This is a genomic window from Nocardia citri (assembly GCF_054065835.1).
The window spans coordinates 154,962-178,515 of the sequence record NZ_JBSUQM010000011.1; the positions used below are offsets into that span (position 1 = coordinate 154,962).

Here is a 23,554-nt window from a genome sequence, read left to right on the forward strand (position 1 = left end):
GAAATACGAAAGCGGTGTGGACACCCACGGAATCAGGCAGCCGGGAGCGGATCCGTCGACCTCTCGGACAGTGCGACCTCGACCTTGTCCAGACTGGTGCGGATCACAGCGCCATAGGCGTCATTGGCGAGGACATCGAGGTGGCCGCGGGCGATAGTCAGCTGCATGTAGGCCACATCGAAGTCACCGACCCGACGGTGACTGTCGGCGAGGTTGAGGTAGAGCGAGGGCAGGAATCCGCGTAGCCCCTCATCGAGCGGAACGCCGGGCCCGAAGACCGCGGCCAGCGCGCGTTGATCCCAGTGCAGCGCAGCTTCGGCCGTACCCTGCAGATCGGCGAGGTGGTGCGCAATTACGCAGCGCTGCAACGGATCTCCACCATCACCGAGCTCGCCCCACAGCTCCACCAGCATCCGCCGCGCCGCCTCCGGATCCCCGCCGGAGAGCCGCACCGCGGCAAAGATTTCCGCCATCCGATCGTCCGCCATGCGCAGAGTATCGCACATATGTTCGATAGATTCGAGGGCGGGTTCGAACACCCCGGCGTGGCTCGATTCGAACGCCCGACATGACGAAGCACGCTTGGCGGGTTAATTTACTTATGAGTAAGTTCATGCCAACTAGATCTGCGAAGGAGCAGCGATGACCCAGCCGCGGCCTTCATCCCGCAGGGGGCGATGAAGGCCGCCACGAACGGGATACGGCTGCGGTGGATCTCGCCGCAACCATGTCCCGTTCGTCTTCTCAGCCGGGCTGGATCCGATCGACCACGACCGCGGTGACCGGTTTCGGGGCGGCACCGCAACTGGCCTGGCGTGGTGGAAGTTCGACCGCGCGAGTCGTCACCCGCCAGCGGCGGCCGTCGCGATGGGTAACCACGGCGAGAGCGGAATCGGTTGCGGTGGAATCTGTTTCGAGATGGACCGTGAGATCGTCGAAATCAGCCGAAACTTGTTCGCGCACTGCGATTTCCGCGGCCTGCTCGACCGGATGGTGACCACTGCGACCACGCAGTCCAGCCAACGAAACCGCACCGCGTCCCACGGCATCGACCGCCGCGACGGCAGCCGCGGTATCGACACGGCCGTAGGTCAGCCCGGAGGGCAATAGCACCATGGCGGGTGCGAAGCGATGGCCGCCGATGTGCGAGCACTCCCAGACCCGGTCCGGATAGTCGGCGGCCAGATTCGCGGCGATCGGGCGGCCGAACAGCGCGCAGCACTGATCACGTTTTCCGTGCGCGCACACCAGGATCAGTGAATCACGCACGGGCGCACCGATTCCCGGCGGTGGGCCGTTCAGGAGGTTCAGGTCCAGGTCGAGCAACTGCTTCAGATCGGTGATCTCGAGGCGTTCGCACCAGAAGCCCCGCGGAGGCGAACTAGCGATCAGAACCGTTCGGACACCGTTGAATTCATTGCGGCCCGGCCGCCGGATCAGCGTCGGACGAACCTTCGCGGCAGCGGTGCGGGCGGCGAGTTCAGCAGTGATCTCCGTACCGAGCACTTCATCACCGATCACGTCCCGGCCCCACGCGCCCGGCTGCTCGACGCACAACCACCCCGACACCCGAGTTGCCGTGCCCGGCAGGGGTATATCGACCGCGGCCGCCGCCGAACAAAGCATCCCTTCGAATCCGGTCATCAGCCCAATGTCCGTCCGTCGACGAACCTCTGCCCTGCGCCGTATGCCCCATGCCCGCGACCGTCGGCTTTGGCCCGATCGATCTCGGCCTGTCCGGCCGGATGCATCAGCCCCTGCGGCCAGACCCCGTCCGCCGAGGCATGGCTGGTCGCGAACCAGTCGCGGAATGACGGCTCGTCGGGGAGGAACAGAACCGGACGGTCTTGCGCGGGCACCGCTTCACTCTAGATCCGCTGATTCGCGGCAGGTGCGAGCGTCGCGAGGAACGGCAGCACGGCCGCCTCGAATTCGCGATAGCGGTCACGGTGGATGCTGTGGCCGCAGGTGAAGGCGGCCACCGCGCAGTCCGGGACGGTGTCGCACAGAATCGCCAACTTCTCCGGATCGACCATGCCGCCGGGGCCGCCGCACAGCACCAGGGTGGGTGCGGCGATATCGGCGAGCCGATCCCACCACTCCGGATTCGGCTTGCGGAACTGTTCGAGCGCGGTCCGCGTCATCGAGCGATCGAAGGCAAGCACCGCGCGCGGATGCCGGATCAGGCTGGTGGTGGCGTGCCAGAGTTCCGGGATGGTCGGGAAGCGACGAGGTACTGTGTTCGATTTGCCGCGCCTGCGGTGCGGCGTGTTCGCTCAGTCGTAAAGCCCTTCGGCGCGCCAGGTCCGATCGCTGTAGATGAGCAGCAGGACGCGGACATCGGCCGGTTCACCGGCGAGTTGCACCTGGATGCGGGCGGCGATTCCGGTGCAGAGGGTGTCGGATTCCGGGGTCCACCAGTGTTCGTCCACCGGCCACGGACCGGCCCAGCCCGCGAGGTGCCACTGCTTACTGCCCCAGCGCAGCAGGGCCGGGTCGGCGGTGAAGAGGCCGCGGTCGGTGACCTGCACGGATGTTCCGTCGGCGGCCTCCAAATACACCACTGGACGGCTCATCAGGATCACCGCGGGCGCGGGCCTGGGCAGACTGCCGGGCCACGGCAGGGCCGGATCGGTGGCCGGAGTCGGCTCGTCACCGAGCGCGACCATGGTGATGCGTTCGGCGGGTCCGCGACCGCCGCTGAGCACGCCGACCCGAACCGCCTCGCCGCCGAGCAGTCCCTGCACCCGGATCAAGGCGCGGCGGGCCCGCTCGTCCTCCTCGCCGACACCACCCCACAGACCGAGCTGAAGTGCGCTCGCCGCAACGACTTCGACGGGTTCCAGGCGCAGCAGTGTGATCGGCGCGGTCGGCCGGTCGCGGCGGGTGAGCCAGCCGTCCAGCTGCCAGCGCACCCGGTCCGCGGTGCCCTCCGGGGTCAGCGGTTCGGCACACCGCCAGATACGCGAAAGTTGCTCGCCCGCCTCGGTTTCGGCGAACACCGACAACCGAGTGCAGGCCATCGAGGCATTGGCCAATTCCTCGTGCAGCTGGGTGGCGAGCATGCGCCCCGCGAAGGCGGCGGCATCGACCCGATCGATCGGCGGATCACAGCGATACTGCACCGTCAGATCCTTCGGCGGGCGACGCGCGGACGGTGGGCGCTCCGGCACGGCCCTGGCACAGCGGTGCGCCAGCACGGCATCGGCGCCGAAACGCGAGGTGACCTCGATCGGGGTCAACGCGGCGAAATCACCGATCCGCCGTAATCCCAAGCGATGTAACAGATCCACCAGATCGACACGTTCCGGTGCGGACAGACTCGGTTCGAGCGCGAGTTCGCGCACCGGCAGTGGTGCCAGGAATCGCGCACCGCCGCCGGGCGGCACGATCGCGGTGAAACGCGCGGCGATCACCGCCGTGGACAACTCATCGGCAATGCCGATCTGCGCCTCCACCCCCACCGCGGCGGCCGCGTCGACGAGCCGTTCGGCCGCCACCTCCTCGGATCCGAAGAACCGCGCCGCACCCCGCGCACCGAGCACCAACAGTCCAGGACCCAGCACCTCCACCCCCGGCACCGTCGCATCGATGGCTGCCACCACGGGCTCGAACAGGCGCGCATCCCGATCCGGATCCAGCTGCGCGATATACACATTCGGACACCGCGCCTGCGCCTCCCGCTTGGTCAGCCCACGCCGCACCCCGTCGGCTCTGGCAACGGCCGAACACTGCGCTACCTTATTGGCGAACAGCACCGCCACCGGCCGTGTCGCGGGCACCCGTGCCACCGCCGCCGCCGTCACCGCCGACCAGTCCGGACACCACAGCGCCAGCACCCGCATCCCACCGGCCCGACTCGGCCGAATCACCACCCCACCCCTCCGGACGTATGGCCGGCCGGATCACGCCAGCGCACCACCTCGCTCGCGGACCGGACCGCGCTCGCCGCACCTCGCCGAAAGGCCGCTTCGTGTGGCAGAACCCATGATCCCGCGATCGCCGAGAGCCGACTCATGACGCCGCACCCTGGGCTTCAACGGTCATTTCATCGGCCGCGGTAACCGTTTCCAGTGACACCCACTCCACCCGACTCGGACTGGGGCGCAGTTCGAGTCGGCCGCGGCAGGGTGGGCCCGCCTTGCCACGGACCGCGACCTCCAGGCTGAGTGAGCGGAGGCGGCCGCGGCCCGCGCCGAGGCCGCCGTATCCGGCGATACGGGTATCCACGCGCAGGGACGGATTGGGCCAGCGGCCGTCGGCGACCACCAGGGTTGCTCCCTTACTGCGCGCACGGGCGGCGATGACGCGGGTGCGGGATGGGGCGACGGCGGCGCCGGCGAGGCCGAGCACCACCAGATCGAGGCCGTCGAGCAACACCGCGGCCACCTCCACCGGATCCGGCCCGGGATCGGCGACGACGGCGAGGCGCTGCAACTGCGCACCCATTTCGACCGCGGCGAGCAGCCCGAGACGCGGCATCCCGACCACCGCGGCATGCCCACCGCCCTCGGTCACCGCGGCGAGCAGCCCGGCCAGCAGCGAACTCGCCCCCGAATAGGCCACCACCGACCCCTTGACCAGGCCACCATCGGGCAATAATTCCGCAAGGGCGGGCGGCACCGCGAGCGCTTCCCTGCGCAATTCGGCGGCGCGCGGAATCCGCTCGGCCGCCGCTTCCCCCCGCCCGGGTATCGCGGCCATCCGTCGGCGCAGCTCATCCAGTGTCGGTTTATCCCTCGGCGGCTTACCGTCCCGCCGTCTCCCCGCCCCTGAATCCTCATCCGAACCCATCACAACCACCTACTTCCAACGATGGACCCGAGGCGAAGCACGGTCCGAACCCTCACTAACAAGGGTTCAGCACCGATCCAGCTATCGATCGATATCGAATATACGTTCGATACCCGCTCAGTAGAAACCCGCCCCCGACTTCCGTCAAGTACGCGCACCGACCGCGATCACTTCGCAATGCCGCCGCTGTTTCGACAGCTCCTACCCCGCTTCGGTCCGAACCGCCCGACTGGCCGCTGTCGCAGATCTCGACCGCCCGAAGGCGCGGGATTCCCACCTTCACAAGTCGGGTTTCCGGTTTCACCGGCGACTGTCCCACCGACATCCGTCGTTGAGGTCGTATGCTCGGCTACCGCATTCACCCGCCTTTCATCGGCATGGCGGACGGCATGCATCCGGATCGGCTGCTGACGCAATCGGACGTCGGCCTCGAATCAGGCCAGCTAGCCTCATTTTCCGCTACCCTGCACCCGTGACCGAACGCGCTCGTCCCATTGTCGGCCCCGAATATCTGGTAGCCGGCCGCTACCGACTGCAGTCGAAGCTGGGTGGCGGCGGCATGGGCGCGGTATGGCTCGCACACGATCGCCTGCTCAACCGGGATGTCGCGATCAAACAGGTGCTCAGCACCGCCGGACTCCCGGAGGCGGAGGCCAATGAAATCCGCAACCAGATCATGCACGAGGGCCGAGTCGCGGCCAAGCTCTCGCATGAGCACGCCATCGCCGTCTACGACGTGGTGCTGGAGGCCGGTGAGCCCTGGCTGGTGATGGAACATCTGCCATCACGCAGTGTCGCAAGGGCATTGGCGTTGGTAAATGCGCTGCCGCCGATCGAGGTGGCACAGATCGGGGCGCAGGTCGCCGACGCCTTGGCGGCCGCACATGCCGCGGGCATCGTGCACCGCGATATCAAACCGGGCAATATCCTCGTCGCCGACCGCGGACCCATCGTCGGCATGGCCAAGCTCAGCGACTTCGGCATCTCGCGCGGCGCGACCGACAACTCCGACGAACCGGACGGCGTGATCACCGGCACCCCGGCCTACCTCCCCCCGGAGGTGGCGCGCGGTGCGCAGCCGACCACGGCCAGCGATGTGTTCTCCCTCGGCGCCACGCTCTACACCGCGATCGAGGGGCAACCGCCGTTCGGCATGGACGACGACACCGATGCCGTGGTCTATCGGGCGGCCATGGCCCAGATCATCCCGCCGAGCCGCAGCGGCATGCTCACCAACGCCTTACTGCACATGATGGAACCGGCCCCACAGCGCAGGCCGACCATGGCCGAGGCGCGGGACGAAATCCTGACCGCCGCATTCGGTCCCGGCACCGGTCCGTACGTCCTCGGTGCTCCGGTGCGCACCGAGGACGGCACAATTCCGGCCTGGGCGGCCCGCAATTCGGCATCGGGCCTGCGCAGTCCGCATTCGACTCCGCTGCCGCGCCCACACCGCGGCACCCTGTCGGCTCCCGCGGCCGCCGCACCCCAGCGCCCGAAGCCGAAGGAACCGAGCAATGCCCCGCTCGCGATCGCCATCGGCCTGCTGATCGGCCTGGTCATCATCATCGCCGTCATCATCGCCATGATGTAACCCGCAGCTCCTCAACTGCCGCACGACTTCACCCGGCCGACGACTTGGCGCGGCGCGCATGAAATCGCACGGCGAAGAAAACCGTGTGCAGCAGCAGCTCGCGCTCAGTCGATGCGGCGGCGGTGGGCCCAGCGGGTGAGGGCGTTGCGGTTGGACTGCTGGGTCTTGCGGAGCACGTTGGAGGCGTGTGTCTCAACGGTTTTCACCGAGATATACAGCTTCTCCGCGATTTCCCGATACGTGTAGCCGCGGGCGAGCAGCCGCAGGACCTCCAGTTCGCGTGGAGTGAGCGAATCCAGTTCGGGATCCAGCGGTGGCTCCGGCACCGGTGATTTACCGGTGAACGAGTCGAGGACGAAACCGGCCAGCCGCGGGCTGAATACCGCATCGCCACCGGCGACCCGCCGAATGCCGTCGGCCAGTTCGGATCCCGAGATCGTCTTGGTCACATAGCCGCGCGCACCCGCACGGATCACCGCGATCACATCCTCGGCCGCGTCGGAGACGCTCAACGCCAGGCACACCGGACCGTCATCAATCCCGGCCAGTACCGCGACCCCACCACCGTCGAGCATGTGCACATCGAGCAGCACCACATCCGGGCGTGCCGCATTGATTCCTGCGACTGCCTCGGCCACACTCCCGGCCTCCCCGACGACCTCCATATCGGTCTCCCGGCTCAGCTCCGCCCGAACACCTGAGCGGAATACGGCGTGATCATCGACAAGAAAGACCCGCACCACCTACTTCTCCTCACCGTTACCCGAAATGTGCGTGCATGTATGACCACTCATACTTTCAGGCAGCCGTTCCTTACGAAACTGGTTCGAGTCACTGTCGGCGCTTGATCGGGAGCCGCGCGGCGAGGAGTGCCGTTCAGTGGAGTTCCTCGACCAGCCCGATGATGATGCCTTCGGGGCCGCGGACGTAGCAGTACCGGTAGCTGTCTTCGTATTGGGCTACCGTGCCCACGATTTCGGCGCCATGGGCGCGCAGGCGGTCGAGGACGTCCTCGACATCGTCGACGACGAACGTCAGGCGAGGGATGCCCGGGGCATTCACCGGCGCTTTCGGCGCAGTGCTGGTAGTCACTGGCGAGTGGAACGTCGAGAGCTCGACCCGGCCATGGCCGTCCGGAGTCCGTAGGACGGCGATGTCTGCTCGGACGCCGTCCAGTCCGAGGAGGTCGTCGGCCCATCGGCCCCCGACTGTTGCTTCGCCCTCCAGTTCCAGACCAAGTTCGACGAAGAACGCGATAGCAGCCGCGAGATCCTCGACCACAACGCCGGCGTGATCCATCCGGTGGATCGTCATTGAGATTCTCCTCGAGATTCGTTACAGCCCATTCTGGCCGGGTTGATCGGTTCAGGCGCGCTGACGCTCGGCCCGCTGCTGGATCAGCTCCTCGACCGCGGTGCGCGGCATGATGATCCGCACCTCGGTGCCCCGACCGGGTGTGGACAGAATCTCCACCTGACCGCCGCGCCGCTCGATTCTGGCGCGAATGGATTTCGCGACACCCCGCCGATCCTGCGGCACCGACGTGATATCGAATCCGGCCCCGCGATCGCGCACAAAGATGCTCACCTGATGCGGCTCCGCCTCGGCGAACAGATCGATTTCCGGTACGCCCGCATGTTTGGCGGCATTCACCAGCGCCTCCCGGCTCGCGCCGAGCAATGCGGTGAAATGCTCCTTCGGCAGGCCGGATCCACTGTCGGCACCGTCCATCGTCACATCGCCGACGGTGACCGGAGTCACCTTCACTCCGTGCTGATCCTCGACCTCGCCCGCGATCGTGCGCAGCGCCGCGGCCAGACTCGACTGCGCGGGCGCGGAATCCTCGAACAGCCAGCGCCGCAGTTCCCGCTCCTGACTGCGCGCCAGCCGGAGCACCTCTTGTGGATCATCGGCCTGACGCTGGATCAGCGCCAACGTCTGCAGCACTGAATCATGCAGGTGGGAAGCGATTTCCTCGCGTTCCTCATTGCGAATTCGGGCCGCGCGCTCGGTATTCAGCGCACGCATCATGCGCAGCCACAGCGGCACCGTCAGCAGACCGGCACCGATCAGCGTCACCGCCACCGCGATCAGCGCGGAACCGAGCGAACTGAGATCGATCCTGGCCAGCACCACCACACCGAGGCCGAGCACGATCATCGTGATTCCGGCGACGATGCGCGACCAGGTCACCACCGACGGTCGCGCGGGCAGTCCGAGCAGCGACCGCGGGCCGTCGGTGTCGTATTCGCGCCACACCAGCGCCGCACCCACCGCCACCACGACGATCGGTACGATCACCTTCGCCGCGGTACCGCTGAACAGCCACGAAACCCCGACCGCGAGCCCGAGCCCGAGCAGGGCCAATCCGATTGCCTGACGGCGCTCCCTACCGGTCGGCTTTACCGCATCGTGGCCGCCCGGAGTGAAGATCCAGAGCATCCCGTACGCGACGATTCCGGCCCCCGCCAACGCGGACAGCAATACGAATGCCATCCGCACCTTGAACACATCGAGCCCGAGATGATCGGCCACACCACCGGCCACACCACCGACGATCCGGCCACCCGAACGCCGCACCATCCTCGGATACGGCGCGATGGGCTGGACGACCGGCGCGACGCCGAAGCGGCCGGGGCCGGGCGCGCACCCGGGCGCGGCACCGAAACCTCGGGGATCTGCCCCCCGAGCAGCATCGAACGCGGGCACGGACGGGTACATGCTTCGATACTGACACGGCCCACCGACACCCGACCATCAGGAATCGCCCTGATCTTCACAGGTGGACGGCCACCCACCGGAGCCCGTAGCGGTCGATCGGGCGGACCAGTCGATAGTGGCTCGATCGCCCCCGGCGAGATCAAGCCGATCCAAGTCGGCACGAAGAGCCTGGCCACCGGCGGCACCGACTATCTGGTCAGCCACGACTACCATCTGGTGGGCCGCGGCCACTAACCCAAGGGACCGATTGGTCCAAAAGTATCAGCCATAGTTTCAGGGTTCCCCCCGATGCGCCGAAGCTCTGGTCAGCACCACCATGGAAAACATGACGAAAACGAGCTTCGGCGATCAGATACACCAGATGTGGCAGACGCGGCCCGTCCGGTTGCCGCGGCAAGGTCCGATCGCGGGCGTCGCGGCCGGGTTCGGGCAGCGCTACCGGATCGATCCGGTGCTCGTGCGGGTCGCGCTCGTGGTGTCGACGATCTTCGGCGGGGCGGGCATTGTGCTGTACCTGCTCGCCTGGCTGCTGTTCAGCGAGGCGGGTGATCAGTCCTCGGCGGCCGAGTCGCTGTTCGGCAAGGGGCACAGCTCGCAGTCGCAGACCAAGACCATCGTTTTGATCGTGGCACTCGCCATCGCGGTCAGCACCATCGGACCGGCCGGCGTCGGATTGGCCGGCTCGGGCATGATCAGCATGTCGCTGCTGCTGGCCGGTTGGTGGATGCTGCACATGCGTAACCCGCAGCCACCGCCTGGCACGAGTTCGCTCGGCGCCTTCGATGGCGATCTCACCGCGACCGGCTATCCCGGGGCGGTATTCCCGCAGCGCACCATGCCAGGCGATTTCTACGCGCCGCAGACCAGCATGTACACGCCGTATACGAAGCTGCCGGACGCGTATGTTCCGGACGCTCCCGCACCGGCGGCACCGGTTGCGAATACCTCGGCGCGGCAGGCGGATCCGGACACCGCCCTGCGGCCAGACGGCGATTCCGAAGTGATCGAAAAGAGCGGCACACCAACCGATTCGGGCAGCAAACCAGCTGATGCCGACACCGTCCTGCTCGACAAGAACGGGACCTCGGCGCCCCCCGTCGAGCCCACAGTGCCTGACAACGAAGCAGCGCCGGGGATCGCCGCTTCCGAACCGTCACACGTGACCGGCGGACCGTCGAGCACGACAATACAGCCTGCCGGCGAGAGCAACTCCGACCCGATAAGCGGCAGTACCTCATCGCGATCCGAATCCGCTTCGAGCACAAGCACTCCCCCATCCCGCACGCCGGCCGTGACACCCGCGAACCCCGCTGGACCGACCCCACCCTCCTGGGATCCGCTCGGCGTCGCCCCACTCGCGTGGGATCTGCCCGAACCCACGCCGACCCGCACCATCGTCGCGCCGCCGCCGAACCGTCCCCGCTCCCGGCTCACCCCGGTGGTACTCGGCCTGGCCATTCTGGCCGCCGCCGGTGCGGGTGCGCTTGCCGCCTCCGGCGTCGAGTGGATGACTCCCGGCCGCATCGGCGCGGTAGCCCTGGCGGTGATCGGGCTGGGCCTGGTGATCGGCGCATTCCTCCGGCGCGGCTACGGACTGCTCGTACTGACCGCACCGCTCGCGGGATTCGTGGTGCTGGCCTCGATGCTCGGCCCGATCCATTTCGACAGCGCCACGGTCGGCGATCGCACCTGGGCGCCGACCTCGATGGCCGATCTGGCGCCGAAGTACGAGTTGACCGTCGGAACAGGCACATTGGATCTGCGGTCGCTGCAGCTGACCGAGAACCGGACCGTCGAGGTCGCGATCCAGATCGGCGAGGTCAAGATCCTGCTGCCCGAGGCGATGGCGGTGCGCACCGAGTGCTCGGTCAATATAGGAGATGTCAACTGCCCGACCGGCATTACCGGCCCACACGCCGAGGGCGCACCGGTGCTCGATCTGAAAGTCCATGTCCGGACCGGCAATGCGGAGGTGCACCGTGGCTGACCCCAGCGAAAACAACGTCACCAAGCGGGGACCGTCGGCCTCCTTGCTGATCGTCGGATTACTCGCCCTCGGCGTGAGCATCTGGGCCTTCGTCGGCCCGGCCTCCATGACCGCCATCGGGGTGGCCTCGCTCGGCTGGATCGTCGTGATCACGGCCATTGTGGTCGGCATCCTGCTGGTCATCTCTCCGCGCAGACCCCGCTGATCGCCAGGCATGGCCCGTCCCGAGGACGGGCCATTTTCTTTCCGGAGGAGCAGAACGCCAATGCCGATGGCGCAGTTCGACAGCGACAACGAACCGAGCGACCATACGGGAATTCCGATCGGCCGTTTCGTACCGCTGACTCCGAGTCGCAGCTACCTCGGCGGCGGCTTATCGCTCGGGCAACTCATCCTCAGCCGCAAACCGGACGCGCCGCCGACCGGCACCGACCCCGAACAGATACTGCCCGGAACCACTACTCCGCATAGGCCGGGCAGCCCAAATGCACACTGATCCGGTCGAGTAGCCGCTGCATACTCCTGCGCTGCTTGCCCTCGGCACCCCGCGCGACCATTGGCACCATCCACCGTCCACTGGTCGCGATATTGAACACCTGCTGGGTCACCCGAGCCCCCTTCGGATGCGGCAACACTCGACACTCGGCGCGAAACCACCACGGCCCCTGCACCGCGAGCATCGCCTGGGCCCGATCCACCTCGACCCGAATCCCATTGGGATCCCCCGCGATCGCGGCACAGAATTCATTCGGGCCACCGCGCAGCCGCAGCTCGGGAGCGAGCCCGTCAGCGAGGAAGAAGGCGTTGTCCGGACCGACCGGACCGGCGCTCACCGTGGTGAGCAGCGCGGCCACCACTCCATACGGTGCCTCGACGACCGCAGTGACGGTGCAGAGCGGCTTCTTCGCTGCCATCCGGCCCCCTGGGAAGTGGATCTACCCGGCTGACGGTACTCCCGAAACCCGGCAAATCGGGCCCGATTGTGGGGTCACTCCCACTCGATGGTGCCCGGCGGCTTGCTCGTCACGTCGAGGACAACCCGGTTGACCTCGGCCACCTCATTGGTGATGCGGGTGGAAATGCGCTCGAGTACGTCATAGGGCAACCGGGTCCAGTCCGCGGTCATGGCGTCCTCGCTGGAGACCGGGCGCAGCACGATCGGGTGACCGTAGGTGCGGCCGTCGCCCTGCACACCGACACTGCGCACATCCGCGAGCAGCACCACCGGGCATTGCCAGATCTGGCGATCCAGTCCGGCGGCGGTCAGCTCCTCGCGGGCGATGGCATCGGCCTGCCGCAGCGTGTCCAGGCGGTTCGCGGTGACCTCACCGACAATGCGGATGGCCAGACCGGGCCCTGGGAACGGCTGGCGGGAAACGATTTCCTCGGGCAGTCCGAGTTCGCGGCCGACAGCGCGCACTTCATCCTTGAATAGCAGCCGCAGCGGTTCGACGAGGTCGAACTCCAGATCGTCGGGCAGACCGCCGACATTGTGGTGGCTCTTGATATTCGCGGTGCCGGTGCCGCCACCGGATTCGACGACGTCCGGGTAGAGCGTGCCCTGTACCAGGAATTCGACCTGGGGCGCGGAGCCGCCGCTCTGTTCGACGACGACCTCGGAGACCGCATCCTCGAACGACCGGATGAATTCCCGGCCGATGATCTTGCGCTTCTCCTCCGGATCGGTGACGCCCTTCAGCTCACCGAGGAATTTGTCCACCGCGTCGACGGTCACCAGCTTGGCGCCGGTCGCGGCGACGAAGTCCTGCTGCACCTGCTCGCGCTCCCCCGCCCGCAACAGGCCGTGGTCGACGAACACACAGGTCAGCCGGTCACCGATGGCGCGCTGCACCAGCCCGGCGGCGACCGCGCTGTCCACCCCACCCGACAGCCCGCAGATCGCATGGCCGTCGCCGATCTGCTCGCGCACCGAAGCGATCAGCGATTCGGCGATATTTGCCGGGGTCCAGGTGGCGGGGATCTCGGCGAGCTCATGAAGGAAGCGGCTGAGCACCTGTTGACCGTGCGGCGAGTGCAGCACCTCCGGGTGGTACTGCACACCGGCCAGTTTGCGGGCCCGATCCTCGAATGCGGCGACCGGGGCGCCCGCGCTGGTTCCGGTGACCTCGAAGCCCTCGGGCGCGTCGGTGACCGCGTCGCCGTGGCTCATCCACACCGGTTGTTTGATGGGCAGGCCGCCGTGCAACAGACCGCCGTCGATATTGAGCTCGGTGCGGCCGTATTCGCGGGTGCCGGTACGCGCGACGGTGCCGCCGAGCGCCTGCGCCATGGCCTGGAAGCCGTAGCAGATGCCGAAGACCGGAATGCCGAGATCGAAGAGCCGCGCGTCCAGCTGCGGTGCGCCCTCGGCGTACACGCTGGACGGCCCACCGGACAGAATCACCGCGAGTGGCTGCTTCTCGGCGATCTCGTCCACCGTGGCGGTATGCGGGATCACCTCCGAGTACACGCTCGATTCGCGGACCCGCCGGGCGATCAGCTGGGCGTACTGTGCGCCGAAGTCGACGACGAGGACCGGTCTCTGGGTTTCTGCCACTCGAACAGTTTAGTGAGGGAGCGCAGCGAGCGAACCATCGGCACAGCAGCATCGCTGGCATCGGGGCCGAGCGCCAGCGAGGCTTTGATGTCAGCGGCGGAAATCCTCCCGCACGCCCCCGCACCGCTGGTTATCCTCATGCCGTGCCCTTCGCCCGCGCGATAGACGCCGACATCCATTACGAGGACAGTGGCGGCGACGGTCCGGTGGTGTTACTAGCACACGAATTCTTCATGGACCGAACGATGTTCGCGTCGCAGCGGGCCGCGCTCGCACCGGAATTCCGGATCGTGTCCTGGGATGCGCGCGGGCACGGTCGTACCAAGGACGAGGGGCTACCGTTCACCTATTGGACCGCCGCGCGCGACGCCCTCACCGTGCTCGATCAGCTCGGCGCCGAGCGCGCCGTGGTCGGCGGCACCGCGCAAGGGGGCTTCACCGCGCTGCGCACCGCGCTCATCGCACCCGAGCGGGTTTCCGCACTGATCTTGATCAGCACCGACGCGCACGGCCCGACGCCCGAACAGTCCACCGCGACCCAGAAATTCCTGGACGAGTGGTACGACGACGGCTCCCGGCAGGAGGCCGTCGAACAGCTGGCGTATTGGCTGATCGGCGATGACGAGTGGTACCGGGCGATCTGGGCCAAGCGGTTGCTGGGCCGCGACCGCCGCGGCATCGAAGTCGCCGCGGGCTGTCTACTCGGCCGCGATTCGGTGCTCGATCGCTTATCCGAAATCACCTGTCCCGCCTTGGTGATTCACGCCACCGACAGCGGTATCACCCGCGAGCGCGCACAGCAGCTGGCCGACCGTCTCACCGCATCGACCTTCGTCGAGATCGCCGGTGCGCGGCTCGCGGTCACCATGACCCACCCCGAAGCGGTGAATCACGCCATCCAACAGTTTCTGCGCGACCGGTCCGTCCCGACGCACATCCGCTGAGCGCGGCTACCTCAGGCACGAACGCTGAGGCCGACCCGCTGGAATTCCTTGAGGTCGGAGTAGCCCGCCTTGGCCATCGAGCGACGTAGGCCGCCAACAAGATTCAGCGAGCCGAACGGGTCGTCGGAGGGGCCGTACAGCACCCGCTCCAGGCTCGGACGCACCGCCTCGCCGGTATCGCCGGACAGTTCGCCGCCCAGATCCCACGGATCCTCCACATGCAACAGCGAACCGCGCGGCACCGACGGATGCGCGGCCGAGGACGGCCAGTACCAGCCGCGACCCGGCGCCTCGGCGGCCAGCGCCAGCGGCACACCGAGCATGGCGGCATCGGCACCACAGGCGATGGCCTTGGCCAGCTGACCCGAGGTGGCGATGTCGCCGTCGGCGATCACATGGACATAGCGTCCGCCGGTCTCGTCCAGGTAGTCGCGGCGCGCGGCGGCGGCATCGGCGATGGCGGTGGCCATCGGCACCCCGATACCGAGCACCTCACCGGTGGTCGTCGCGCCCGGATAGGAGCCGTAGCCGACGATGACGCCCGCCGCGCCGGTACGCATCAGATGCAGCGCGGTCTTGTGATCGCTCACGCCACCGGCCACCACCGGCACATCCAGTTCGGCGATGAAGGTCTTGAGGTTCAACGGCTCGCCATCGCCGACATGTTCGGCGGAGATGATGGTGCCGTGCACCACGAGCAGGTCGATACCGGCCTGCAGCAGCGCCGGGGTCAGCGCGCGCGCGTTCTGCGGGCTCACCCGCACCGCGACCGTCACACCGGCGGCCCGCACCTGCGCGACCGCGGCGGCAAGCAGATCCGGCTGCATCGGCGCGGCATGCAGTTCCTGCAGCAGCCCGACGGCACGCTCGTAACCGCCCTTGGCGACGAGTTCGAGCAACTGGTCGATCTTGGCGGCGACATCGGCGTGCCGGGCCCACAACCCCTCACCATTGATGACGCCGAGGCCGCCGAGCCTGCCGAGTTCGATGGCGAACTCCGGCGAGACCAGCGCATCGGTGGGGTGCGCCAGGAACGGGATCTCGAATCGATAGGCGTCCAACTGCCACGCCAGCGATACCTGCTTCGACGAACGGGTCCGCCGCGACGGGACGATATCGACATCGTCCAGTTCGTAGGTACGCCGGGCGGTCCGACCCATACCGATCTCGACCATGTCGCGCACGCTTGTTCTCCTTAGTTTCGGCCGCGCCAGCGCGGCGTGTGCCGTTTCTCCGGCCGCGCCTACGGCGCGGCGTGTTCGCGGCCCCAGTGTCTCGCGTCCGAGCCGTCGACACTCGCGACTACGGCCGGCGCATTCGCTTCGACGACTCGGACGCCAGACGGGCCACGAACTCCTCGCTCGGACTCGCTCCGTCATGGTCACCGATAGCAGCACTGTGCAGCAGCCGATGCACACGCCCCAGACGGTCGAGTCCCGTACCCGCTGGTTTATGCGCTTCGACGACTCGGCTGAGTCGATCGAAGCGCCTTCGCGCGGACGTGCGACAGGCCGCGAACTCCTCGCTCGTAAGACTCGCTCCGTCGTGGTCGTATATCGAGCCGTCGATCGCGAACACTGTCAATCATGCACGGACCATTCCGTCCAGTACACAACTCGGGCTAGCCGCGACCAGTGTAGTTGGGCGCTTCGACGGTCATCGTGATGTCGTGCGGGTGGCTCTCCTTGAGCCCGGCCGCGGTGATCTGCACGAACTGCGCCTCTTGCAGATCCGCGATGGACTGCGACCCGGTGTAACCCATGGCCGCCCGCAGCCCGCCGACAAGCTGATGGATCACCTGGTTGACCGGTCCGCGGAACGGCACCCGGCCCTCGATACCCTCGGGCACCAGCTTGTCCTCGGCGAGCACGTCGTCCTGGAAGTAGCGGTCCTTCGAGTAGGACTTGGCCTGGCCGCGGCCCTGCATGGCACCGAGCGAACCCATGCCGCGGTAGCTCTTGAACTGCTTGCCGCCCACCAGGATCAGCTCACCCGGCGATTCGGCCGTACCGGCCAGCAGCGAACCGAGCATGACTGTGGACGCGCCCGCCGCGATGGCCTTGGCGATGTCACCGGAGAACTGAATACCACCATCGGCGATCACCGGAACGCCATGCGGCTTGCACGCGGCGACGGCCTCGAGGATCGCGGTGATCTGCGGCGCGCCGACACCGGCGACCACCCGGGTCGTGCAGATGGAGCCGGGACCGACGCCGACCTTCACCGCATCCGCGCCGGCCTCCACCAGCGCGGCCGCACCGGCCCTGGTGGCCACATTGCCGCCGACGATCTGGATGCGATCACCGACCTCTGTCTTGACCTTGGTCACCATCTGCAGCACACCGGCCTGATGCCCGTGCGCCGTATCGACGATGAGCACATCCACCCCGGCGTCGGCCAAGGTCATCGCGCGCGACCAGGAGTCCTCGCCGACACCGATCGCGGCGCCGACGAGCAGCCGGCCGTCGCGGTCCTTGGTGGCGTCCGGGTATTGATCGGTCTTGACGAAGTCCTTGACAGTGATGAGTCCGCGCAGGCGGCCGTTACCGTCGACGATCGGCAGCTTCTCGATCTTGTGGCGGCGCAGCAACCCGAGCGCGGCTTCGGCGGTGACGCCCTCCTGCGCGGTGATCAGCGGCGCCTTGGTCATCACATCGGCGACGCGCCGGTTCTGATCCACCTCGAAGCGCATATCACGGTTGGTGATAATGCCCACAAGCGCGCCGGTCTCGTCCACCACCGGCAGACCGGAAATGCGGAAGCGGCCGCACATCGCGTCGACCTCGGCCAGGGTGTCGCTGGGACGACAGGTCACCGGATCGGTGACCATGCCCGCCTCGGACCGCTTGACCGTCTCGACCTGCGCGGCCTGATCGGCGACCGAGAGATTGCGGTGCAGTACGCCCATACCGCCCGCGCGCGCCATGGAGATGGCCATGCGCGCCTCGGTCACGGTGTCCATCGCGGAACTGCAGAGCGGGGTGCGCAACCGGATCTCGCGGGTCAGTTGGCTGGAGGTTTCCACCGAGCTCGGGATGAGATCCGAAGCGGCCGGTAGCAACAGCACATCGTCGAACGTGAGGCCGAGCATGGCGATCTTGTTCGGATCGTCACCACCCGTAGGAGGGCGGACCGCGATTCGTTCGCCCGATACGGGATTACTCATTCGGATCGACCCCTCCTGGACGTCGAAAGCAACGAACGCCGGGACGGCCGGCGTCGTGGAAGCTGATGGGATGGACGGTGGCGGCTCCGCCAGCGCTGTCGGATACTGGCCGGGGCCCGTCACCTATGGTATCTGTCCCGCAAACTCGCGCCCGACTGCGCCTCGCCAACGCTCGGCTCCGCCGTGCGCGAGGGCGGCTGCGCCTGTGGTTCACTCGCTGCGTTAGCTCACGGAACTGAGCCCGCCGCCGAAACTGGCGCGCCGCATAGCTGGCGAAGAGCACCCTGTTCTGCGTACCGTGGGGGTGTGCGTGACCATCTACCACCTGGCTTGCCGCCGGATCCGTTCGCCGGAGACCCCTCCGACCCGTCCGCCGCGCTCGATGCCATCGAGCCCGGTGAACCACTGGATCCCCACGAGCGCCTTGCGGTCGAGGAGGATCTCGCCGACCTTGCGGTATACGAGGCACTACTAGCGCACCGTGGCATCCGAGGACTCGTGGTCAGCTGCGAAGACTGCAGACAGGACCACTACCACGACTGGGATATGCTGCGCGCCAACCTGCTTCAGCTGCTGGTCGACGGCACGGTGCGCCCACACGAGCCCGCCTACGACCCGATGCCGGAAGCGTATGTCACCTGGGATTACTGCCGGGGGTACGCGGACGCCTCGATGAACGAGGCTTTCCACGGCGACGGATTCGACGGGTTCGACAGCTGACATCGCGCCCACCAGTGCGGGCGTGATGTGAAATAGCTGACATACAAAAGCCGACCGCCGGTCGGCGATCGTTCATGCACTTTTTTCAGGTCTCCGCACACCTACTACGCACGCGCGGATGTGGCGGATACACGTCCGCCACAGCGCTTCTGCTGAGCGCTTTTCACCAGCCGAATCACTGCTGGAGGTATCGACTCCGATTAAGCCGCCGGCCCGGATCCCGGCAGCCCCGGCAAAGACGGCAAACCGGTGGGAATTACGAAGGTCGGCGGCTGCTGATGGGTCGGGGTTTGCGCCGGTGGGCCGCTCTCCACGCTCGGCACGACCCCCGTGGGCTGGGTTCCCACAGCGGTGCTCGGCGGAGCCTGGATCGTGCGACTGGGTTGCGTCGGCTGTTCCGGAGTGGTCACCGGCGGCTGAGTTGTCGGCGGTGTCGACTTATCCGGTGTACTCGGTTCCGTCGTCGGCGCCTTCGGTTCCGTCGTCGGCGCCTTCGTATCCGTCGTGGGTGCCTTCGTATCGACCGGCGGCGCCACCACGGAGGTCGAACCAGTACCACTCGTAGGCTTGGTAGTCGGCGAGTTGGTGCCATCGGTTGCCGACGGGTTGGATGTCGTCGTCGGTGTTGTGCTCGACGCGAGCGACTTCCCGATCTCCGGAGCGACCTTGTTCAACTCCGCGAGCAAGGCGTTGAATTCGCTGATTCGTTTGTCCCGTTTGACCGGGTCGTCGATCAACTCGGCATTCGCCTTGGCACCCTCCAGCCTTTCTCTGGCCTGCGCCGGATTGTCCTGAGCGAGTGCCGCTTTCGCGGTCGCCAGATCGCTGTCGGCACGCTGCACTACAGTCGACTGCGCCTGTTCGCTGAACACGACTTCTTTCACCCGCCAGAGCGGATCGCCCGGAGCCGCGCCATAGGAGAACGCCGAAAGACCACCGATGACCAGAGCCAGCGCCGCGGCCGTCCCGAGAATCGGACGGATAAGCCGTAGTCGCCCACCGGACTGCGCACCGATACGGACCTGCCGGGCACCGATCTCCTGGTTGACCGCGGCAACGATCTCATCGAGGCTCGGTTCACCGGGCAATGGCGGAGCAATCAGCTCCGCACGCCAGTCCGCCAGCAGCGACGCGAGCTGAAACTCCTCCGCGCTGTCGGTCTGTACCGGACCGCTGCTAGCAATGGCATCGATCAGCGCATCGTCTCTGCGCACCGCCGCGATGTCCACCGGACCGGTGTCACCACTCCCGGCGTAGGGACCGCTGTTTCGCGATCCACGTCGCGCCTTCCCGTCGCCCCGACCGCGCTCGCCATCCCTAGCCATACATTTCACCTGCCCTCGCCACTTGTGACTTCAGTTTCGCGAGCGCCCGGTGTTGAGCGACGCGTATCGCACCCGCCGTACTGCCCACGGCGACTGCGGTTTCTTCTGCTGACAAACCCATGACCAAACGCAGGATCAAAATCTCGCGATGCTTCTCCGGAAGCGTCGCGAGCAGACTATTCATCTGCCTGCTCGTTTCGGATTCCAGAGCTCGCTGTTCCGGCCCTTGGTCGGTGGATATGACATCTGGTACTTCGGCCATTGCCTCCGCCTTGTTACGGGCGGCGTTGCGATGAGCGTCGGCAACCTTGTGCGAAGCGATTCCGTATACGAAGGCCATGAAGGGCCTGCCCTGGTCCTGATACCGGGGCAGAGCTGTCATCACGGCCAGACATACCTCCTGCGCGACGTCGTCCGCAGAAAGTTGTCCACGCTCCGCGGCGCCGATCCGCGCGCGGCAATAGCGCACCACCAACGGGCGGACCATTTCGAGTACCTGGGCTAAAGCGGATCTGTCGCCCTGCGCTGCGGCAGCGACGGCGAGGTCCAACTCTTCGCCCGTGTTCGTCATCGTCAGAGAATTTCCCGGCGTTACAAGTGGCACCGGCAGTGATGACCAGTGCTTCCGCGGGAGGCGCGGAACGGGTCTAACAATAGCGATACAACCCGTGGATACGGGCAACACGGTGGCCTGTTGATCAGACTTGGGAACTGCTCATGGGACGAAGGCGCCCGCCACGACGGCCGATGGCCTCCGCGCATATCTGCGCATCGGTCGCGGCGGCGCTCGCGTCGGCGCCGACGGATACCCCGGCGCGCAACATCGAACTGGCCCAACGCAATGGGAGCAACCCGTACTCGTGGCACTGCTCGGCGACCGCATCGGCGAGCATGCGTGCGCGGTCGATATCACCGGCTGCCGCGGCGGTCGCAGCGACCAGAAGCCGGGACTTGACCCGATGCCGGACCGAGGGGCTGTCCTCGGCCAGTGCGAGGGCTGTCGCGGCGTGGGGTGCGGCGGTGTCGGCGGCGCCGGAAGCGAGGGCGGTCTCCGCACAGACCCAATGCCAGCGGATCAGCGTTCGCCAGCTGTGCGGCGAGTCCGCCTGGGTCATCGCGTCATGACTGCGCCGGAGCAGACGCGTGGCGAGCGCCAAGCGGCCGATGCCGAGCGCGTCGGCCGCGAGACCGGTCAGCGCATCGCAGATCGCGGCCACCCGGTCGGGGCCGCCCGCATCCGCCGTCGGCAGGATCAACGCGGCCGCGCGTCCGTCGTACGCGGCGGCGCGGGCATGCCAGCCGAGCTGACGCAGAAACGACCCTTGGGTACTCGCGGCCAGCGAAAGCAACATCGGATCGGTGGTGTGGGCGCGCAATACTCGCAACTCTTCACGCGCCGCGGCGTATCGCCCCTGACCACCGAAAATCACCGACCGATGCCAGGAATCGAGCGGGTTCGCGGCGGCCGGCAACTCGGTAGCGGCGCAGCCGGGGTCAGTCCCGAATGCCGCGTCGGCAAGCATGGCGGACTCGATATATATAGGGGAAGCGGGCACCAGCACGGCCGGACTCTAACCCGCGCGCCGCATGCGACCGTACGGCGGGAAACCGTCCGCTAGGTACTTCCGGCTAATATTTAGCACTTCATCGCCGTCACCATGTTTCCATCAAGTAAAAGCACTTCCGGCAATCACATAGCGTGTGTGACCGGAATTCACATGCGTTTCGCGCAATTAACCTCAGCGCCCAGTTTCCGCCATCTCCCGGCCGACCGACATCATAGCGACGCCTCGGCAATGTGACAGGACCCACGTCCGCATGTACTCGATGCCGAACCGCGACATAGCCGCCAACCCGTTCCGACCTGCGGGAATGTGGAATGCTGACGCCATGCGAAAACCTACCAGCCTCTGGTTAACTGACCAGTGTTACTGGACGAGTCCAAAAAGTAAACATCTTCGAGGTTAAATTTCGCAGCTTAAGATTTAGAAAACTGCTGCACCGAACTATTGACGGAATTTCGCGACTGGACCTAACGTAGCTCATCGCCACGGTCGGCGCCGCGCGAAATTGCAACGACCGCAATAGGCGAGCCCATGGCACGCCGCCGACCCGACGTCGTGGCCCACAACTGTTGCAGAACAACTGCTCGACAACGCTGACGAGCTCGCACCACGAGGAGTTCACCAATGCCCATGCCGACCCACCTCCCCGGACCGAACGCGGACGTCTGGGACTGGCAGATGCGAGGATCCTGCCGCGGCCAGGATTCCGCGGTGTTTTTCCACCCGGACGGTGAACGCGGCCGGGCTCGTACCGCGCGCGAGATGCGCGCCAAGGAGATCTGCCGGGCCTGCCCGGTACTCATGCAGTGCCGCAGCCACGCGCTCAAAGTCAGCGAGCCTTATGGCATCTGGGGCGGTATGTCCGAAACCGAGCGCGAGATGCACGCCCGGCGCAACCGTCGACGCATGGCCGTCTAAAACGAACTTCTTCCCATCCATGTGGCGCGGCGCGCCGAATGCCTAGCAAACACCGGCGATGGCCACAAGCCGAAGTCGGTTGCAAGTACGGCGTTTCGCGAAAACCATCGGCGTGTCACGGCGGGTCGCCGCCAGAAAACGCCTTGCGTGTCGTGGTTTACCGGGAAATTGCTAGTCCGTATACGGTTCGCCGCCACCCCACCGCGCGGGGCCCCATAGCGGCGCGCTACGGTAGTGACCGATGACACAGAATGGAGCGTTGTGACAACGCGGCCGCCGGCCGCAGAGGGCGACTCGTTCCGAAGAGAAGCCATCCCACCCACTGTTGCTTCGAACGGGGTGGAATCTGCGGTAACGGCACGCGCCGCCGAAAGTATCGAGCTCGCCGCACTTCTCGAACGCTGCGGCCGGTCCGACCAGGAGGCATTCGCCGAGCTGTACGACCGCACGTGCGCGCGTGTGTTCGGCTTGGTGCTACGCGTCCTGCACGACCCCGGATACGCCGAGGAGACCACCCAGGAGGTGTATCTCCAGATCTGGCGGACCGCGTCCAGTTTCGACGCGACCAAAGGATCGGCGGTGACATGGTTGATGACCCTCGCGCATCGGCGGGCCGTCGACCGCGTCCGCGCCGAACAGGCCCATACCCTGCGCGAATTCGCTTATGGGATAAGGGTTCTCGGCAACGAATTCGATGAGGTCACCGAAGAAGTCGAGCGCAGGTTCGAGCAGCAGGCCGTCCTGGAGGGTCTAGGGACATTGACACAGACTCAGCGGGAAGCCATCTCGCTCGCCTACTACGGCGGGCGCACCTACGCGGAGGTCGCCGACTACCTCGGCGTAGGGTTACCGACCGTTAAGTCCCGTATACGGGACGGATTGACACGACTGAAGAAAAGTTTGGGGGTGACGTGAGATGGACGACGCTCGGATCGATCTCGCGCACGCCGTCGCGCTCGGATCGATCGACGACGAAGACCACAATGCGGTACGGGAAGTGCTCGACGGCGAGGACCCCGCGCTACACGCGGAATTCATGACCGAGGTCCAGCAGACGAAGGAAGTCCTCGCCGTGCTCGCGGAGGCGACGGCGGCCCGTCCGCCGGTCGCCCTGCGTGCCGGATTGCTCGCCGCCATCGCCGCTGAGCAGCCACCGGTCGCCTCTTAGAACTTCGCCTACCCGAGTCGGAATCGGTTGTCGCGACTGATATTCCGACCTGTTGTGCGTTCATATCGTTCACAAAACGAAGGCCCCCGGGACGT

Annotated in this window: 23 protein-coding genes and 1 pseudogene; 8 read left to right on the plus strand and 16 right to left on the minus strand. The window is 66.7% G+C overall.

Features of this window, described 5'->3' with window-relative positions; translation table 11 throughout:
- Window positions 1-32 precede the first annotated feature (32 nt).
- From ACW2Q0_RS17975 to ACW2Q0_RS18000, 6 genes and pseudogenes are all read right to left on the minus strand, one after another.
- Window positions 33-488 (minus strand): hypothetical protein, encoded by a 456-nt coding sequence (locus ACW2Q0_RS17975; protein WP_457191518.1) that lies wholly within the window; start codon window positions 486-488, stop codon window positions 33-35.
- A gap of 256 nt (window positions 489-744) precedes the next feature.
- On the minus strand, window positions 745-1,644 hold the full coding sequence (locus ACW2Q0_RS17980) for a sucrase ferredoxin (protein WP_457191520.1): 900 nt from the start codon (window positions 1,642-1,644) through the stop codon (window positions 745-747).
- A complete protein-coding gene (locus tag ACW2Q0_RS17985; RefSeq protein ID WP_457191522.1) occupies window positions 1,644-1,859 on the minus strand; it encodes a hypothetical protein in 216 nt (71 codons plus the stop codon). Before ACW2Q0_RS17985 ends, ACW2Q0_RS17980 begins: the two co-directional genes overlap by 1 nt.
- Window positions 1,860-1,868: 9 nt before the next feature.
- A pseudogene (locus ACW2Q0_RS17990) lies at window positions 1,869-2,240 on the minus strand (alpha/beta fold hydrolase); the annotation flags it as partial.
- A gap of 36 nt (window positions 2,241-2,276) precedes the next feature.
- Window positions 2,277-3,845 carry a DNA polymerase Y family protein gene (locus tag ACW2Q0_RS17995; protein ID WP_457191571.1) on the minus strand — a complete coding sequence of 523 codons (1,569 nt, stop codon included), beginning with the start codon at window positions 3,843-3,845 and terminating at the stop codon, window positions 2,277-2,279.
- 169 nt (window positions 3,846-4,014) lie between these two features.
- Window positions 4,015-4,794, minus strand: coding sequence for a hypothetical protein (locus tag ACW2Q0_RS18000; RefSeq protein ID WP_457191524.1), 780 nt, complete (start codon window positions 4,792-4,794; stop codon window positions 4,015-4,017).
- A gap of 472 nt (window positions 4,795-5,266) precedes the next feature.
- Between ACW2Q0_RS18000 and ACW2Q0_RS18005 the strand changes: the two genes are divergently transcribed.
- A complete protein-coding gene (locus ACW2Q0_RS18005; RefSeq protein ID WP_457191526.1) occupies window positions 5,267-6,388 on the plus strand; it encodes a serine/threonine-protein kinase in 1,122 nt (373 codons plus the stop codon).
- A gap of 104 nt (window positions 6,389-6,492) precedes the next feature.
- On the opposite strand, the gene ACW2Q0_RS18010 is transcribed toward ACW2Q0_RS18005, so the two are convergent.
- The 3 genes from ACW2Q0_RS18010 to ACW2Q0_RS18020 all read right to left on the minus strand — a co-directional run bounded on the left by ACW2Q0_RS18010 (window position 6,493) and on the right by ACW2Q0_RS18020 (window position 8,971).
- On the minus strand, window positions 6,493-7,128 hold the full coding sequence (locus tag ACW2Q0_RS18010) for a response regulator (RefSeq protein ID WP_457191573.1): 636 nt from the start codon (window positions 7,126-7,128) through the stop codon (window positions 6,493-6,495).
- Window positions 7,129-7,264: 136 nt separating this feature from the next.
- On the minus strand, window positions 7,265-7,702 hold the full coding sequence (locus tag ACW2Q0_RS18015) for a VOC family protein (protein ID WP_457191528.1): 438 nt from the start codon (window positions 7,700-7,702) through the stop codon (window positions 7,265-7,267).
- A 51-nt stretch (window positions 7,703-7,753) separates the two neighbouring features.
- Window positions 7,754-8,971 (minus strand): ATP-binding protein, encoded by a 1,218-nt coding sequence (locus ACW2Q0_RS18020; RefSeq protein WP_457191575.1) that lies wholly within the window; start codon window positions 8,969-8,971, stop codon window positions 7,754-7,756.
- A gap of 463 nt (window positions 8,972-9,434) precedes the next feature.
- Here ACW2Q0_RS18020 and ACW2Q0_RS18025 point away from each other — a divergent pair, with 463 nt between their 5' ends.
- On the plus strand, window positions 9,435-11,096 hold the full coding sequence (locus ACW2Q0_RS18025) for a PspC domain-containing protein (RefSeq protein ID WP_457191530.1): 1,662 nt from the start codon (window positions 9,435-9,437) through the stop codon (window positions 11,094-11,096).
- On the plus strand, window positions 11,089-11,301 hold the full coding sequence (locus tag ACW2Q0_RS18030; RefSeq protein WP_457191531.1) for a hypothetical protein: 213 nt from the start codon (window positions 11,089-11,091) through the stop codon (window positions 11,299-11,301). Before ACW2Q0_RS18025 ends, ACW2Q0_RS18030 begins: the two co-directional genes overlap by 8 nt.
- Window positions 11,302-11,554: 253 nt before the next feature.
- On the opposite strand, the gene ACW2Q0_RS18035 is transcribed toward ACW2Q0_RS18030, so the two are convergent.
- Together ACW2Q0_RS18035 and guaA are read right to left on the minus strand one after the other, a co-directional pair.
- Window positions 11,555-12,010, minus strand: coding sequence for a hypothetical protein (locus ACW2Q0_RS18035; RefSeq protein ID WP_457191533.1), 456 nt, complete (start codon window positions 12,008-12,010; stop codon window positions 11,555-11,557).
- Window positions 12,011-12,084: 74 nt separating this feature from the next.
- Window positions 12,085-13,653, minus strand: a complete 1,569-nt coding sequence (guaA, locus tag ACW2Q0_RS18040; protein WP_457191535.1) for a glutamine-hydrolyzing GMP synthase — start codon at window positions 13,651-13,653, stop codon at window positions 12,085-12,087.
- Between the two features lie 143 nt (window positions 13,654-13,796).
- Between guaA and ACW2Q0_RS18045 the strand changes: the two genes are divergently transcribed.
- A complete protein-coding gene (locus tag ACW2Q0_RS18045) occupies window positions 13,797-14,597 on the plus strand; it encodes an alpha/beta fold hydrolase (protein ID WP_457191537.1) in 801 nt (266 codons plus the stop codon).
- 11 nt (window positions 14,598-14,608) lie between these two features.
- On the opposite strand, the gene ACW2Q0_RS18050 is transcribed toward ACW2Q0_RS18045, so the two are convergent.
- Together ACW2Q0_RS18050 and guaB are read right to left on the minus strand one after the other, a co-directional pair.
- Complete coding sequence (locus tag ACW2Q0_RS18050) at window positions 14,609-15,781, minus strand: GuaB3 family IMP dehydrogenase-related protein (RefSeq protein WP_457191539.1); 1,173 nt, start codon at window positions 15,779-15,781, stop codon at window positions 14,609-14,611.
- 437 nt (window positions 15,782-16,218) lie between these two features.
- Window positions 16,219-17,763, minus strand: coding sequence for an IMP dehydrogenase (gene guaB / locus ACW2Q0_RS18055; protein WP_457191541.1), 1,545 nt, complete (start codon window positions 17,761-17,763; stop codon window positions 16,219-16,221).
- A gap of 306 nt (window positions 17,764-18,069) precedes the next feature.
- On the opposite strand from guaB, the gene ACW2Q0_RS18060 reads away from it, so the two are divergent.
- Complete coding sequence (locus ACW2Q0_RS18060; protein ID WP_040686729.1) at window positions 18,070-18,483, plus strand: DUF5319 domain-containing protein; 414 nt, start codon at window positions 18,070-18,072, stop codon at window positions 18,481-18,483.
- A 200-nt stretch (window positions 18,484-18,683) separates the two neighbouring features.
- Here the strand turns inward: ACW2Q0_RS18060 and ACW2Q0_RS18065 are convergent, their stop codons facing one another.
- From ACW2Q0_RS18065 to ACW2Q0_RS18075, 3 genes are all read right to left on the minus strand, one after another.
- Window positions 18,684-19,808, minus strand: a complete 1,125-nt coding sequence (locus ACW2Q0_RS18065; RefSeq protein ID WP_457191543.1) for an anti-sigma-D factor RsdA — start codon at window positions 19,806-19,808, stop codon at window positions 18,684-18,686.
- The gene (locus tag ACW2Q0_RS18070) at window positions 19,801-20,379 is read right to left on the minus strand and encodes a sigma-70 family RNA polymerase sigma factor (protein WP_354951867.1); all 579 of its coding nucleotides are present in this window, start codon (window positions 20,377-20,379) and stop codon (window positions 19,801-19,803) included. Before ACW2Q0_RS18070 ends, ACW2Q0_RS18065 begins: the two co-directional genes overlap by 8 nt.
- A 127-nt stretch (window positions 20,380-20,506) precedes the next feature.
- Window positions 20,507-21,370, minus strand: coding sequence for a hypothetical protein (locus ACW2Q0_RS18075; protein ID WP_457191546.1), 864 nt, complete (start codon window positions 21,368-21,370; stop codon window positions 20,507-20,509).
- Between the two features lie 627 nt (window positions 21,371-21,997).
- Here ACW2Q0_RS18075 and ACW2Q0_RS18080 point away from each other — a divergent pair.
- From ACW2Q0_RS18080 to ACW2Q0_RS18090, 3 genes are all read left to right on the plus strand, one after another.
- Window positions 21,998-22,291 carry a WhiB family transcriptional regulator gene (locus ACW2Q0_RS18080; protein WP_014981828.1) on the plus strand — a complete coding sequence of 98 codons (294 nt, stop codon included), beginning with the start codon at window positions 21,998-22,000 and terminating at the stop codon, window positions 22,289-22,291.
- 339 nt (window positions 22,292-22,630) lie between these two features.
- On the plus strand, window positions 22,631-23,206 hold the full coding sequence (locus ACW2Q0_RS18085) for a sigma-70 family RNA polymerase sigma factor (RefSeq protein ID WP_457191549.1): 576 nt from the start codon (window positions 22,631-22,633) through the stop codon (window positions 23,204-23,206).
- 1 nt (window position 23,207) lies between these two features.
- Window positions 23,208-23,459, plus strand: a complete 252-nt coding sequence (locus ACW2Q0_RS18090) for an RskA family anti-sigma factor (RefSeq protein WP_457191551.1) — start codon at window positions 23,208-23,210, stop codon at window positions 23,457-23,459.
- The last annotated feature ends 95 nt before the right edge of the window (window positions 23,460-23,554 follow it).

Bases quoted from the DNA above. Each gene is read 5' to 3' on its own strand.
- ACW2Q0_RS17975 (WP_457191518.1), bottom strand. From the start codon at position 488: ATGGCGGACGATCGGATGGCGGAAATCTTTGCCGCGGTGCGGCTCTCC.
- ACW2Q0_RS17980 (WP_457191520.1), bottom strand. From the start codon at position 1,644: ATGACCGGATTCGAAGGGATGCTTTGTTCGGCGGCGGCCGCGGTCGAT.
- ACW2Q0_RS17995 (WP_457191571.1), bottom strand. From the start codon at position 3,845: ATGCGGGTGCTGGCGCTGTGGTGTCCGGACTGGTCGGCGGTGACGGCG.
- ACW2Q0_RS18000 (WP_457191524.1), bottom strand. From the start codon at position 4,794: ATGGGTTCGGATGAGGATTCAGGGGCGGGGAGACGGCGGGACGGTAAG.
- ACW2Q0_RS18015 (WP_457191528.1), bottom strand. From the start codon at position 7,702: ATGACGATCCACCGGATGGATCACGCCGGCGTTGTGGTCGAGGATCTC.
- ACW2Q0_RS18020 (WP_457191575.1), bottom strand. From the start codon at position 8,971: ATGGTGCGGCGTTCGGGTGGCCGGATCGTCGGTGGTGTGGCCGGTGGT.
- ACW2Q0_RS18025 (WP_457191530.1), top strand. From the start codon at position 9,435: ATGACGAAAACGAGCTTCGGCGATCAGATACACCAGATGTGGCAGACG.
- ACW2Q0_RS18035 (WP_457191533.1), bottom strand. From the start codon at position 12,010: ATGGCAGCGAAGAAGCCGCTCTGCACCGTCACTGCGGTCGTCGAGGCA.
- guaB (WP_457191541.1), bottom strand. From the start codon at position 17,763: ATGAGTAATCCCGTATCGGGCGAACGAATCGCGGTCCGCCCTCCTACG.
- ACW2Q0_RS18065 (WP_457191543.1), bottom strand. From the start codon at position 19,808: ATGGCTAGGGATGGCGAGCGCGGTCGGGGCGACGGGAAGGCGCGACGT.
- ACW2Q0_RS18070 (WP_354951867.1), bottom strand. From the start codon at position 20,379: ATGACGAACACGGGCGAAGAGTTGGACCTCGCCGTCGCTGCCGCAGCG.
- ACW2Q0_RS18080 (WP_014981828.1), top strand. From the start codon at position 21,998: ATGCCCATGCCGACCCACCTCCCCGGACCGAACGCGGACGTCTGGGAC.
- ACW2Q0_RS18090 (WP_457191551.1), top strand. From the start codon at position 23,208: ATGGACGACGCTCGGATCGATCTCGCGCACGCCGTCGCGCTCGGATCG.